The sequence below is a fragment of the Silvanigrella aquatica genome (assembly GCF_001907975.1).
Lineage (GTDB): Bacteria > Bdellovibrionota_B > Oligoflexia > Silvanigrellales > Silvanigrellaceae > Silvanigrella > Silvanigrella aquatica.
The window spans coordinates 649,334-663,708 of record NZ_CP017834.1 but is presented as its reverse complement, the minus strand read 5'-3'; the positions used below and the strand labels follow the sequence as shown (position 1 = coordinate 663,708).

Sequence of the window (14,375 nt, the reverse complement as noted above, 5' to 3'; positions counted from 1 at the left end):
CCTAAACTTTTTCTTAAATAACAATCTTTTTCATTTTTCATGAAGAGATTCATCTGGACCATGTTTAACTTTATTATGAATAACAAATATCCAAACAAGAAAAAGTAATATATAAATTAAGGTAAACATTATAATTGATGTGAGAATTTCATTTGCTTTTACAGATTTTGAAAGACCATCCGGAGTTCTCATCAAACCATAAACAATCCAAGGTTGTCTTCCTGTTTCTGTCGCTATCCAACCCGCTTGATTTGCTAGCACAGGAGCTAACACAGAAATACAATAAATTTTCATCATGAATTTTGATTCAAATAGTTTATTTCTTTTTAAAAGTATTAACGAAATTGAAGTTAATAAGAGCATGTATGTTCCTAATGATATCATCAAATGGTACATTTGAAATGTAATACCAACAGGAGGACGATCCTCAGGTTTAAATTGATCTAGACCTGCAATTGTTTTTTTAAAATCACCATACAATAAAAAACTCAATCCACCCGGAATTTTAATTCCATATTCTACCGTTTGTCTTTCTGAATTTGGAATTCCAAACAAATAAAGAGGAGCTCCTTCTGTTCCCGTTATGTAATGACCTTCCATAGCAGCTAATTTTGCTGGCTGCGTTTCTGCAACTTTTTCTGCTAGAAAATGCCCAGAACCTGCTGCCGCCAATGAGGAAATAAAAGCAAGAATAAGTCCGATCACAAAAGATTTTTTGGCCACATCTAAATGCTTTTTCTTTAAAACATACCAAGCACTGATGCTCATGATAAAAAAAGCACCCATCAACCAACAGCCAATTATGGCATGAAAAAGCATACGCATACTGGATGGATTAAAGACCATCACCCAAAAATCATCGATAACAGCTTTTGCATGCATTCCTTCGCCCACAATGTGATAACCTGCTGGGGTTTGCATCCAGGCGTTGGCAATAATGATCCAAACGGCAGAAAACATAGAACCCAAACAAACCATTAAGGTTGAAAAAAAATGCATTTTTGGTGAAACGCGATCCCAACCAAACACAAGAATGGCAAGAAAACCCGATTCCAGAAAAAAAGCGAAAATGCCTTCTGCAGCTAAAGCAGATCCAAAAATATCCCCGACAAATCGGGAATAAGTCGCCCAATTTGTACCAAATTGAAACTCCATCACAATGCCCGAAGCAACGCCCATAGCAAAGTTTGCCGCAAATATTTTAACCCAAAATTTCGTTATCTTTTCGTAAAGAGGATTTTTCGTTTTTAAATAAACTCCTTCTGTTATGACTAGTATAAGTCCTAAACCAATAGACAAGGGTGGAAAAAGATAATGAAACATTATAGTTAATGCAAATTGTAGCCGAGCTAACATTAAAGCGGTAAAAATTTCTTCCATAACACGCTCCTTAGTAGAAAACATATTATGGAAATAACTAACATTATAAGAAAATAATTGAAGATAATAGTATGCAACATATCGTTGCGGTAGAAGAAAATTTCTTATAAAAAATTCATGCAACATATTGTTGCGCTAAAAGAAAATTTCTTTAACCATCAGCACTTGTAAAATCACTTTTTTCATTTAAAAATGCAGAGATACGCCCCCGAACACTATCTGGCAAAGATAAATCGTTTAATATTTCAACCAAATTAAAATATTTTACAGTATTTACTTCTTCACAATGAATGCGTGGAGGATCATTCTCCATAAATTGGGGTTCTTCAGGGATAGCAAAGTAAACAATTCCTTTTATAGAGCCCATGCGCCACTGCCTTGTTACTTCTTTGTATTTTAAAATTTTCCAACCAACTTCTTCCGATACTTCTCGGATCATAGCCTGCTCTGGAAATTCATTAATTTCACAATTTCCACCAATGAAATCCCAAGCATAATCAAAATAATTTCTTTTCATTAAAAGACATTCCCAATCTTTTGGGTTTTCTCTTGCCATTTTTAAAATAATATCAATATTTAGTTGAAAGTATTCCTTTCTTAATTTTTCATCGCTGGGTCTTAAAAATAAAGCGCAACCAAAATAAGATGATCCTCTGTTTTTAATTTCAAACAGTGATTCTTGAACAATATTTTGATAAATAGGATTATTAGGCTCAAAAAAACTTCCCTCAACCCAACTGTAAAGTTGTTTTTTAGAATAATCATTTAATTCCCAAGAACATTTTTTTGAATAATTTTCGTTAGGATACCTTGGGATAATATGCCAGTGCAAGTGATGCGCTACGTTAGCAAATTTTACCAAATTTATTCTTTTACAATCCGTTACTTTACGTATTGCTTTTTCCAGACAGACTAAAGTGTGCAACGTATCGGGCAAGTCTGAATTTCTAATGTCCGAGTGTTCATAAATATGCCGTTTAAAAATGGGCATTAAAGCACCGGGCCACTTCTCTGCAAAAGGGCTTTTAAAAACAAGAACATTGTGCCCTCCATCAAAAAGGAAGTCGGGATCGTTTTGAGCGTTCCTCAGCTTCGCACATAAGACACAGTTATCATTAAGTTTTATATAGGGTGAGAGCATTTGACACAATTCCTTCCTAAAGACTAATCTTCTTTATAATTATGTCGACATAATTCCGAAGAATATTTTGCCGAAATTTGAAACCGCAAAGGCGTTTGAGAGGTTCTTATGCAGTTGTTTGGATCCTATCTTGTAAAAAAGGGATATGTCACACCAGGTCAAGTGATGACGGCATTAGATATTCAAAAGCAGACCTGGCTCCCCATTGGCCGTATTGCCTTAAATGAGGGGAAACTCACTGTAGAGCAAATCTTTATCATACTGAATAAACAATCAGAATTGAACAAACCCTTCGGAGAAATTGCGGTTTCACTTCAAATGCTCACCAGTGAAGATGTGACCCATCTCCTCGAAATTCAGCAAAAAAACATGAGACCTATTGGACAAATCTTTGTAGAACTGGGATACATAACACAGCCTGATATGGAATCAGCACTTAGCGCATTTTTAAAAGACCCAGAAGCATGACTAAAAAATTTGATCGAGATGAAGAAAAAAAGCTGCGAAACTGTGGCTATATACAGTTTGCCCAAGTTGGTCGCCCTCACGGTTTGAAGGGCGCATTTTTTTTGAAGACAGAAGACAAAAGAACAGAATGGGATGGCTACAAGAGTCTCCTTATTGAAACCCCCGAAGGTTTTATTGAAAAAAAAGTTCTCAAAACCTACTTAAGTGGCAATGCCTTGGCAATTGTTTTAGATGGCTTTGAGAACCGCAATCATATTGAACCCTTATACAACAATAAAATTTATGTTCACAAAGATCAAATCCCACTTAATGAAGATGAATATTTGGTGGGAAATCTCGTAGGATATAAAGTTTATTCTGAGGACAAAGGTTTTATTGGTACCATTCAGGGTGTCAGTTCTTATGGCGCTCAAGATAATTTAGAAATTTCTGTTCCTAATTCTAACAAGATATTTTTATTTCCTTTTATTGATTTTTTCATAAAACAGATAAATGAAAATGAAGAGCGCATTGATATTATTTATGTTCCTGAGTTCTTTGAGGATGATAGCAAGTGAACTCTCATCTCCGTTTTACGGCTTTAACTCTCTTCCCCGAAATGTTTAACACCATCAAAAGCGAAGGTGTCATTGCCCGCGCTCTAAAAAATAATATCATTCAACTTGATACGGTATTTCTTAGAGAATTCGCCGATAACCCTCGCAAAAATGTGGACAATCATCCTATTGGTGGCGGTGATGGCATGGTGTTACGCCCCGATATCGCCGAAAAAGCATTGCAATCTGTTCTTCAAGAAAACAGCTTTGTGGTGAATTTATCCCCCGCTGGAAAAGTCTTTCAATCTACTCATGCGAAAGAACTAGCACAAAAAAAACATATTATTTTGTTATGCGGTCGCTATGCGGGATTTGATCACCGCTTCACCCAAAAATATGCTCACATGCATATCAGCATTGGGGATTTTGTACTTTCAGGAGGCGAACTTCCTGCAATGTGCCTTATAGACAGCGTTTCGCGCTTTGTCCCCGGAGTCTTAGGTAACACTGAAAGCTCAGCTCAAGATAGTTTTGAAGATGGACTCTTGGAAGCCCCACCTTACACACACCCTGAAATTTTCAATAATATGAAAGTGCCTGAAATTCTTTTTTCTGGAGATCATAAAAAAATTGCCAGCCATAAAAGAAAAGAACAACTTAAAATAACAGCTAAAAATCGCCCCGATCTCATTTATTTGATATGGGATCAACTTAGCCGCCAAGAGAAAACTCTCATCGAAAAAATTTGGAAAAATGGATAATATACATTAATTTTCTATTGCAACTTCCTTGCTATACCGCTTGGATGAGTTGTGTTATGCCAATTAAGTATTAGGTATATTCCTTGAAAGGTATTTGAAAATGCAGACTCTACGTTCTCATAATTGCTCCGAACTCAATACAACGCACCTCAATCAAAATGTGACTCTTATGGGTTGGGTTCATTCAAAACGAGACTTAGGAGGACTCATCTTTATTGATGTTCGTGATCACTATGGTATTACCCAAGTTGTCATTCACCCTCATATGCCTTTTTTTGCTGAAGCCAGTACAGTTCGCCAAGAGTCTGTCATTCAAATATTAGGAAAAGTTGTAAAGCGTGAAGGTGCCATCAATGCAAAACTTTCTACAGGTGAAATTGAAGTCAATGCGTCTGCTTTTCACATAGAATCTCCTTCAGAAATTTTACCCTTTCCTGTTGGACATAACCCCAAACAAGAAAGCGAAGACACCCGCCTTACTTACCGTTTTCTCGACCTTCGTACGGAAAAAATGCATAGAAATATTTTATTCCGTTGTAACGTGATTCGTTACATTAGAGAAAAAATGATTTCTCTCGGCTTTAATGAATTCACAACCCCTATTTTAACAAGCAGTTCTCCTGAAGGAGCACGGGATTTCTTAGTTCCCAGTCGCTTACATCCGGGGCATTTTTACGCACTTCCTCAAGCACCACAACAGTTTAAACAACTTTTAATGTGTTCTGGTTTTGACAAATATTTCCAAATTGCCCCTTGTTTTCGCGATGAAGATCCGCGCGCCGACAGAGCTCCCGGTGAATTTTATCAGCTCGATGTTGAAATGAGTTTCGTAACACAAGATGATGTTTTTAATGTCATCGAAAATCTCATGATCGGTTTATTTGAAAACAAGCAATTTTCAGAACGCAATATATTACCTTTAAATCATTATGATGCAAAATATGTAAAAAATAATCGCAAGTTTCCTTGCATTCCATGGCATGAAGCTATGGATAAATACGGTATTGATAAACCTGATTTACGCTTTTCCCTTGAAATGCAAAATGTGGAAGAAACCCTTGCACATACTCAATTTGCGGTTTTCAAATCCGTTCTTGAGAAAAAAGGAATATTAAGAGCCATAGTCATTCCGCAGGCAGCCGCACAAAGCAGAAAGTTCTTCGATGAGGCCGACGCCTATGCCAAAGAATGCGGTTTAGGAGGCCTACCTTGGCTTGCTGTTAAGGACGGGGAATGGAAAGGCTCAATTGCAAAACAATTAAGTGATTCGGAAAAGAAAGGTCTTGGCAATCAACTCAAGCTTGAACCCCACGATGCTGTGGTCTTTATTGTCGGTTCAGAAAAACTAAAAACTCAGGTTGCAGGTGGAAAAGTCAGAAATTATTTTGCTGAAAAACTCAATCTTAAAAATAATGATTCTTGGGCTTTTGCTTGGATTGTTGACTTCCCTATGTATGAATTTAATGAAGAAGAACAAAAAATTGATTTTTCACACAACCCTTTTTCAATGCCTCAGGGTGGAATGGAATCACTTAAAAATAAAAATCCTTTGGATATTTTAGCTCATCAATACGACTTGGTATGCAACGGCACAGAACTTTCCTCGGGTGCCATTCGCAATCACCGGCGGGATATTATGAAAAAAGCATTTGAAATTGCGGGGTATTCCGAATCCGTTGTCGAAGCAAAATTCGGTGCCTTGTGGAACGCCTTTGCTTTTGGTGCACCGCCACACGGAGGCATTGCTCCCGGAATTGATAGAATGGTCATGCTATTGCTAAACGAACCTAATATTAGAGAAGTGATTGCCTTTCCGTTAAATCAAAAAGCAATGGATCTTTTAATGAAAGCACCTAGCAATGTTTCGGAAAGACAACTTAAAGAAATTCATATTCAAACAACAAAAATATAAATTATTGTCCTTTACATACATATCACCGTCGAGGAAAAAGTGAGTTCTCATTTTACAAAGCTCGATTTTATGAAGTGGCAAAATTTCAGAGCTTATATGTCCAAATTGATCATTTTTGGTTGCATAGCTCTTATTTTGCCAAATAATTCATATGCCAAAAAAAATAATATTACGTTATTGACACCACCGTCACCAAGCAAATTTCATTTTGAAATTGCTCATGAGATTTTTAAATTATCTGAGTTAAATGCAAAAATTCATATTGAACTTTATCCTAATATTTATAAAAAAATGGACTCATGTGGAGAGAATCCTAATAATATTTTCGCTACAATTGCTGTGTTAAATGAAAATAACACACGTAAATATTATAATATTTTAAATATTTTAACTATTGAAACATCCTTTTATTCTTTAAAGTCCTCAAAGAAAAAATCAACAAATATAGATGAAGTTAAAAACCTAGATCATGTTTGTGTCTGGCTCGACTCCGTATTAAACAAATATTTAATTAATCAGGGTTTCGAAAATTTGTATCCCGTTCCTACTTTAAATCAATGCACAAAAATGTTATTTGAGAATAAAGTTGATGCGCTCTATGCATCTGAATCATCCTTAATGAAATCAACCAAAGCTTTAGGACTTGATGCCCTCATGTTAAAAAAAGGATACGCTCCTATGCAGGTTACTTTTTATCTTGCCATTACCAAAAATGCACCTAAAGATATTATCCAACGCCTGAACAATTCAGCGGAGATTTTAAAATCCTCTGGAAGATACGACGAAATTCTTGAAAAATACAAAAAAGAACTTTTTTTACCAGAATAAAATATTCATTATAATTTACGAGGAAGTTCATGTTAAATCCTTTTTCAGTTGATCATATTTCCAGAACTCCATTTTTTATGTCTCAAGACACTTTTGATGAATCATGGAAAACGCCCTTATCTCTTTTACTGGGTTTAGGCCGCGCCGCAGGAGCCGATTTTATTGAGTTTTTTGTCCAACGCAGGAATTATTTAAGCAGTTTGGTTGAAAATGGAAAAGTAACAGCGATTAACCCTAGCCTCTCATTGGGAGCAGGTGTCCGCGTTTTTAAGGGAAAAGAAGACTGTTACGTTTCTACAAATGATTTAAGTTTTCAAGGTTTAAAAAATATTCTTGAAAAAGCGCTCGATATCCATTCTTTAAAAATCCCTGGAAATCGCATTTTAACAGAAGTCAATTTAGAGCCTCTTAGAGATTATGGACTTATTAAAAGAAAAAATAACTGGCTCTCCTCAGTAAGCACAGTAAAAGAACTGTGTGAAACTCTTTTGCAGTGCAATGAAAAACAAAAATCAAAGACAAAACATTTGCAAAGTGTCACCACAAATGGATTCCGCGATTGGCAAGAAGTCCTTGTGGCATCAAGCGATGGGATATTTGCACGAGATATTCGACTGCACCAAAGTATTTCAGCTCAAGTCATGTGCGTCGATGGGAACCACAGAACTTCGGCACACAATCGAAAAGGCGAGGCTTCCTCTCCACATTTTTTCCGAAATCTCGATTTAGATTTTCTTTCTCAAGACTTAGCAGAAACCGCAGGTCATATGCTGCATGCCGAATTTGTGTCATCAGGAAATTATCCTGTTGTCTTAGCAAATCAGTTTGGAGGAGTCATATTTCACGAAGCCTGTGGACACCTTCTTGAAACCACAGCAGTACAAGGAAATTCCACCCCTTTTCGCGATAAAAAAGGGGAACTCATTGCTCACGAAAATTTAACAGCTTGGGACGAAGGATTTTGGGAGAATGGCTTCGGATCACTGGACATGGATGATGAGGGCATGCCTGGACAAAAAACTCTGCTTATTGAAAATGGTATTTTAAGAAACTTTTTATGCGATAAAATGGGAAACCTTCTAACAGGTCACCCTCGTACAGGCAGTGGACGTCGCCAAAATTACACCTACGCACCAGCAAGCCGCATGAGAAATACCTATATTGCACCTGGAAATTATTCAAAAGAAGAGTTGCTGAGCAGTATTGACAAAGGAATTTACTGCAAAAGTTTAGGTGGTGGCAGTGTCAATGGAACAGGTGATTTTAATTTTTCTGTTCAAGAGGCCTGGATGATTGAAAACGGTAAAGTAACTAAGCCTGTCAAGGGAGCCACTTTAATTGGCCAAGCTCCCGATGTGATGAAAAAAATATCTATGTCTGGAAATGATTTAGACATTTCCGCAGGATTCTGTGGTTCTATAAGTGGTAGTATATATGTGACAGTAGGACAACCCCATATTAAAGTAGATTCCATTACTGTTGGTGGTCGCTAAATATAATAAAGGATTTGCCTCGTATGACATTAAATATCGAAAAATTAAACTCTGAAATTCAAATTAACGCTAAACAACTTGGTATAAATAAATATGATGTCTATGGTTTTTCAAAAGAAGAAAGCACCGCCAGTTCAAAAAACAAAAAACCATTTGGATTAAATTCATCAAACAAATCTTCTTTAATAATTCGCGTTTGGAATCATAAAAATCAAGTGGGCGTCACAAGCACATCCGATCTCACTCCGAAAGGATTGACCGATGCCCTCAAACTTGCCCATTCTTCATCTGAGTTTGGCTCCTTAGAAAGTATTTATGACTTCAGTGAGCACTGCACAAATGAAAAGGAAAACTTCCAAATTCTACATGATAATTTAAATCTTACAAAAATGAATGATCTTGTTGCAAAATGTATTCTTGGAGAATCTAAAATTCTTGAAAATTCTCCTTTATTTAAAAGTGTTCCATATAATAAAATAGCAGACTCTATTACAACGCGATTTTATTTTAACAGCTTAGGTGCCTTTAAAAGAGAAGATAAAAATATTTCCTATTGTTACTTTTATCCTCTGGCTCAAGAAGAAGGGAAAATACCTCGAGAGGTCGGGGAATTTTCCATGACAAATGGATTTGATAAACTCAACGTGGAAGAGTGTTTTAATAAAGCAATTGAAAAAACAAAAAGCCATTTGAATTACAAAAATATCAAATCGGGAAAATACAAAGTCATATTTTCTCCAGATGCTTTTTTAGATCTTCTGGGAGCCTTTTCTAACTTTATCAATGCACAAAACATATTAGATAAAAAAAGCCTATCCAGTGAAGATTCTCTCGGCTCAGATATCGCTTCTCCTTTATTTTCATTAAAAGACTCTCCTTTACATGAAAAAAATCCTGCAAAGCAGCACTTTGATGAGGAAGGAACTCGAACTCAGAATATTGAAATTATTAAAAATGGAAATTTAAAAACATTTTTACACAGTAGTTTTACAGCAAAAAAATTCAATACCATATCAACAGGACATGCCAATATTGGAGCTAAAGTTACAATTTCTCCACATTTTTTTCATGTGCAAGCGCCACAATCTGTATCACAAAAGCAAAATAAAAATAACGAGTCAAATGTGATTTATATTGAAGCGGTGAAAGCTTTACATGCAGGCGTGAACGCTTTACAAGGATCTTTTTCTTTGCCCTTTGATGGTTTTATATTGAATCAAGGTCATAAAGAAAGCATTGAATCCGCAACAGTAGCAGGTGATTTTCTAACCCTCCTTAAAGATATTTGCTATATTGATGATAAAGAAGAAGTCACACCATCAGGAATTGCACCTGAAATTTGGGTGAATGAATTATCAATTACGGGCAATGCCAATTAAAATTCTATATTGTTTTAATTTTTAAACTCTCTCATTTATTCTCTGCTTCATTAGTCAAGAGAGTTTCTACTCAGTTGGGTTAATTCTGAAATAGTGTAAACTCTTTTTTCAATAATGATGATATCAAAATTTTTTAAGTCAGGCTCTTCATTAAGCTTGATATCACTTGAAAGAAAGACTTTTCCTGAATAAATTTTTCTTAAATTTTTTATAAAATCATAAAAGTTATACTTTGAATCCTTACCAAAATAAAAATCGGAGACAATAAAAAGAATATGACCTATAAAATCTGTATGAATTTCATAATAATTAAAAAACTCTTCAGGGCTTAAAAAATAAATTAAATTCTCGTCAGCTAAATGCCTTTTCCAAGTGCGGCAAATTAAAGGATCATCATCAACAACAACTAAGTATTTATTATTATCCAAAAACACTTGATTATCATCTGTTAAATTAATTTTAGTTCCTTTAATAACCTCGGGTAGGAATTGATTCATGCTGCTCATCTCTTCCTTTTTTGCTGGCAATGTGAATATAAATTCAACACCTGTTTCTTTATTTGAATGGCATTGAATACTACCGCCATGTAAATTTACTATTTTTTGAGCAATAGATAAACCTAAACCTGTTCCTTTTTCTTTTTTGAGGGTAAAAAAAGGCTCGAAAATATGATCAAGGTATTCTAAAGGGATATAGGAATTATTATTTCCAATTGTAACTTTTAAAAATAATTTATCATTCAATTCAAATTTTTTGGAATTAATCCAAATTTTACCTTGATAATTCATTGCTTCAAGAGCGTTTGAAATAAGATTAATAATTATTCTTGTGACTCTAATCTCATCTACTTGCAAACTGAATCCCATTTCTAAATCGTAATTTATTGCAACATAACAATGAGCGGGCATGGCTGATAAGTTTTGAAATGATTTCATTATAATTTTTTCAAATGAAACACTTTGCTCAATATTTAACATGGTAACACGAGCATCCATAACTTCGTTAAGCAGATGCTCGACATATTCTACAGAACTTTTAAAAGAAGGTTCAAATTCTGTGACCGTTTGAAAAATATCTTTTAATTCTTTTGATCTTTTAATTTCAGCCATAAAAAATTGCAGTTTTGAAAATGGTTTACGCACATCATGAGCAATCATATGTGCCACATTGCCCGCAGCTGCTAGTTGAGAACTCTTAAAAATTTCTTTCTGTAAAAAAAATGTATATCTTAAATACAAATCAAATGTTTGTGATAAAGAATCCAGCTCATTTCTTAACTCATGTTTTTCTAAAAACTCCATTTCATTGCGCACACGAAACCTAAGAGAAAGAATTTTATCTACAATATTTTTCTGAAATATTTTCAAACTCCATATCGTAGCTAAAACTATAAATATGAATGAAATAAAGATATACATATATAAAAAATATAAATTACTTTCAGCTTGATATTCTATTTTTAATTTTGTATGAAAATTTTTAATATCTAAATCTTTCGATATTGAAATAAACTCAATTAAATTAGGAAACACTTTTTGAACTTCCATAACTGGTAATGAAAGCATAATATAGCCTAAATTTTTTTTAAAACTTTTTAAATCTGCTGTTAATTTGTAAGAAATAGGAGTTGTAAATTGAATTTGATTATTTTTAGATATAAAAACAACTCCCCTATCTTTTTCAATATCTTTAAGAATTCTCGTATTTAAATTAGTTTTAGGAAGATTTGCAATTTCTTTGCCTCTTGAATTTATAATCGACCATTTTGCATTTGCATAAGGTAAAGTATTTTGCAAAATAAGAATGACTTTATTAAGTTCTTCTAAATTTTTTCTTTCACTATCAATTGTGGAATCAAAATAATTTTTTAACTCTTCAGATTGAGCTAAAACAGTCATTGCGCCTTGAATTTTATGGAAGGAATCTATAATTTCTAAATCATAGGTTTTTTTTAATTGATTATTTGCTAAATTTATTTTTTCATTTGAATTGGAAATAAAATTCCAAAGAAGCGAAATAGAAACAAAAAAAGGGATTAAAGAAGAGAGCAATAAAACTTTTAAAAAATAACTTTTTAGCGTTTTTGATTTGGCAACCATTTAAAAAAATGACTCCCTTCGCAAACGCTTTGTAATATCTATCCCCAGTAAGAAGGCTGCCCTGTTGCTGCCAACACGGAGAGCCATAAAGGCTCATTCACATCAAGACGTTTCTTACCCATAGACACAGCAGATAAGGGAACATGTGTAAAGCGTTCATGAGCGTATCCTATCATGCAACCGGTTTTACCAGCCATAGCGGCGTGCACAGCATTTTGACCCAGTTTGGCACAAAATACGGAATCATCTGCCGAAGTCGTTTGAGAACGTAACATATAACTGGGATCGATATATTTTAAAGTTGTTTCAATATTACGTGCTTTAAATTCATCTGTAATTAATTTTTGCAGATATTTTCCAATATCTTTTAATTTTTCATTTCCACTCGCATCTTTCTCTATTTCTGATGGAGGAAAAAGATCTTGTCCAGCACCTTCGGCCACAGCAATGGTAATGTAACCTTTGTCCAGAACTTTACGCACAATGGCATTTAAAAGGCCATTTTGACCTTCCAAACGAAGGGGTACTTCAGGCACCAAAACAAAATCGATATCATTCATAGCGACAGCAGCTGTGGCTGTTAACGACCCACTGTTACGTCCCATAATTTTTACCAGTCCAATACCGTGATATGCTGAACGCGCTTCTGTTTGAGCACATCTGAGGGCTTCCACAGCTTTACCCACAGCGGATTCAAATCCAAATGTTTTACTCACCCAAAGTACATCATTATCAATTGTTTTAGGAATTCCAATTAAAGAAATAGGAACCTTACGACGTTTGATTTCTTGATGAATAGCATTGGCACCTGCAAGCGTGCCATCACCACCAATAGTAAATAAAATATTAATATCTCTTAGCATCAACGCATCGACGATAGAAATAGGATTGGAATGACCGCGTCCCGTGCCTAAAACACTCCCCCCTTCAAAATCAATATTTTGTACAGAAAGAGAGTCTAATCTTCTCCAACCAAAAGCAAAACGTTTGGTTAAAGGATCGTGGGTAAAGCCTTGATAGCCATAGGGAACCCCATAAATATGCTTCACTCGATAACGATCTGATAAAAAAGTAACAAGATTTTGCACAACATTATTGAGTCCAGGAGCCAATCCACCGCAGGTAACAATAGCCACTTTTAAGGAGTCGGGATTCCAAAAAATTTTTTCACGCGGCCCCGCCAATTCAAACGTAGAGGGCTGAAACAAAATATGGCCACTATTAGGACGTGACGCTTTTAATAATCCTTCCAAGGAAATATCTACCAAAACGCGATCTTTGCCATCTTCAATAAAATTTTCTGTTTGAAATGAAACCTTTAAAGGAGAAGGGAAAGTCGCTTGTCCAAAAGCTTGAGTAAGGCTTTCAATCAAGAATGTTTCTGGTGTGATTTCAATGGTGCGATTCATTGTTAACCTCAAGCAAGAGCTGCATTTTGTTCATCAAAAACTTCATTTAAAGCACTTGAAGCTAAATCAAGCATTTTATTTAATTGCTCCCTTGTGTAGGGGCGTTTTTCTGCAGTACCTTGAACTTCAAGAAGCTGACCGCTTGCTGTCATAACCACATTAAGATCCACATCTGCTTTTAAATCTTCTTGATAATCAAGATCGACAAAAATTTGATCTTCAAATAGACCCAAGGAAACTGCCGCTACCGCATCTCTCAATGGATTTGTTCTGATCTTATTTTGTTTGATAAGAGACTCAATTGCCAATTTCAAAGCAACATAACCGCCCGTTACAGAAGCTGTACGCGTACCACCATCGGCTTGAATAACATCGCAATCAACAATAATTGTGCGCTCACCCAACAATTTCATGTCGACAACGGAACGCAAAGAACGGCCAATAAGCCTCTGAATTTCCTGAGTACGACCTGACAAATGCTGCCTTTCACGGCGCGTACGATCGACGGTAGATCCCGGAAGCAGTGAATATTCCGCTGTAACCCAACCTTGTCCTCTTGTGCCACGCATCCAATTTGGAACCGTTTCTTCTACACTTGCAGAGCAAAGAACTTTTGTATCGCCATACTCAATAAGAACTGAACCGGTAGGATTTTTTAAGTATTTAGGTGTGATTTTTATGGGACGAGGCTGAGAAGCACTACGGCCTTGAGAACGAATTGTCATAATTTACCTCATTAATAAAAAGATACTGAGCAGATGCACTAAAGAAATGCCCTCCAAAAGGTATACATTAAAAAATTTATTAAAATAGGGAAAGAATAACTGTAAGAAAGTTTTAAAATATTTTTGGGAAGGATGGTAAACCCAAGTTGCGATGAGAAAACCTTATTAGGTATAAAGCACCTCTAAACTTGTTCCAAGATTTGAATGGGCTTCTATTTTATAATTTATTTTTAATTAAAATATA

General features: G+C 35.2%; 12 protein-coding genes. 7 read left to right on the top strand and 5 right to left on the bottom strand.

The genetic code is table 11. The features are described 5' to 3' along the window. Positions 1-30: 30 nt before the first annotated feature. The gene (locus AXG55_RS02865) at positions 31-1,380 is read right to left on the bottom strand and encodes a cytochrome ubiquinol oxidase subunit I (protein ID WP_233231331.1); all 1,350 of its coding nucleotides are present in this window, start codon (positions 1,378-1,380) and stop codon (positions 31-33) included. A gap of 151 nt (positions 1,381-1,531) precedes the next feature. Next, positions 1,532-2,521 (bottom strand): NUDIX domain-containing protein, encoded by a 990-nt coding sequence (locus AXG55_RS02860; RefSeq protein WP_148696630.1) that lies wholly within the window; start codon positions 2,519-2,521, stop codon positions 1,532-1,534. A 108-nt stretch (positions 2,522-2,629) separates the two neighbouring features. Between AXG55_RS02860 and AXG55_RS02855 the strand changes: the two genes are divergently transcribed. The 7 genes from AXG55_RS02855 to AXG55_RS02825 all read left to right on the top strand — a co-directional run bounded on the left by AXG55_RS02855 (position 2,630) and on the right by AXG55_RS02825 (position 9,898). Continuing rightward, positions 2,630-2,989 (top strand): cyclic di-GMP-binding domain-containing protein, MshE-related, encoded by a 360-nt coding sequence (locus tag AXG55_RS02855; protein ID WP_148696629.1) that lies wholly within the window; start codon positions 2,630-2,632, stop codon positions 2,987-2,989. Further along, positions 2,986-3,546 carry a ribosome maturation factor RimM gene (gene rimM, locus AXG55_RS02850; RefSeq protein WP_148696628.1) on the top strand — a complete coding sequence of 187 codons (561 nt, stop codon included), beginning with the start codon at positions 2,986-2,988 and terminating at the stop codon, positions 3,544-3,546. The genes AXG55_RS02855 and rimM overlap by 4 nt, the downstream gene beginning before the upstream one ends. Further along, positions 3,543-4,286, top strand: coding sequence for a tRNA (guanosine(37)-N1)-methyltransferase TrmD (gene trmD / locus AXG55_RS02845; RefSeq protein ID WP_233231330.1), 744 nt, complete (start codon positions 3,543-3,545; stop codon positions 4,284-4,286). Before rimM ends, trmD begins: the two co-directional genes overlap by 4 nt. 100 nt (positions 4,287-4,386) lie before the next feature. Continuing rightward, complete coding sequence (gene aspS, locus AXG55_RS02840; protein ID WP_148696627.1) at positions 4,387-6,198, top strand: aspartate--tRNA ligase; 1,812 nt, start codon at positions 4,387-4,389, stop codon at positions 6,196-6,198. A gap of 39 nt (positions 6,199-6,237) precedes the next feature. Next, complete coding sequence (locus AXG55_RS02835; RefSeq protein WP_148696626.1) at positions 6,238-7,026, top strand: type 2 periplasmic-binding domain-containing protein; 789 nt, start codon at positions 6,238-6,240, stop codon at positions 7,024-7,026. 29 nt (positions 7,027-7,055) lie between these two features. Next, entirely contained in the window at positions 7,056-8,519 is a 1,464-nt protein-coding gene (locus AXG55_RS02830; RefSeq protein ID WP_148696625.1) for a TldD/PmbA family protein, read from the top strand. A 23-nt stretch (positions 8,520-8,542) separates the two neighbouring features. Further along, on the top strand, positions 8,543-9,898 hold the full coding sequence (locus AXG55_RS02825) for a TldD/PmbA family protein (protein ID WP_148696624.1): 1,356 nt from the start codon (positions 8,543-8,545) through the stop codon (positions 9,896-9,898). A 50-nt stretch (positions 9,899-9,948) separates the two neighbouring features. Here the strand turns inward: AXG55_RS02825 and AXG55_RS02820 are convergent, their stop codons facing one another. The 3 genes from AXG55_RS02820 to rph are packed head-to-tail and all read right to left on the bottom strand — an operon-like array spanning position 9,949 to position 14,131. Continuing rightward, on the bottom strand, positions 9,949-11,997 hold the full coding sequence (locus AXG55_RS02820) for an ATP-binding protein (RefSeq protein ID WP_148696623.1): 2,049 nt from the start codon (positions 11,995-11,997) through the stop codon (positions 9,949-9,951). A gap of 38 nt (positions 11,998-12,035) precedes the next feature. Then, positions 12,036-13,406, bottom strand: coding sequence for an ATP-dependent 6-phosphofructokinase (locus AXG55_RS02815; RefSeq protein WP_148696622.1), 1,371 nt, complete (start codon positions 13,404-13,406; stop codon positions 12,036-12,038). 8 nt (positions 13,407-13,414) lie between these two features. Then, positions 13,415-14,131 carry a ribonuclease PH gene (rph, locus tag AXG55_RS02810; protein WP_148696621.1) on the bottom strand — a complete coding sequence of 239 codons (717 nt, stop codon included), beginning with the start codon at positions 14,129-14,131 and terminating at the stop codon, positions 13,415-13,417. Positions 14,132-14,375: the final 244 nt, after the last annotated feature.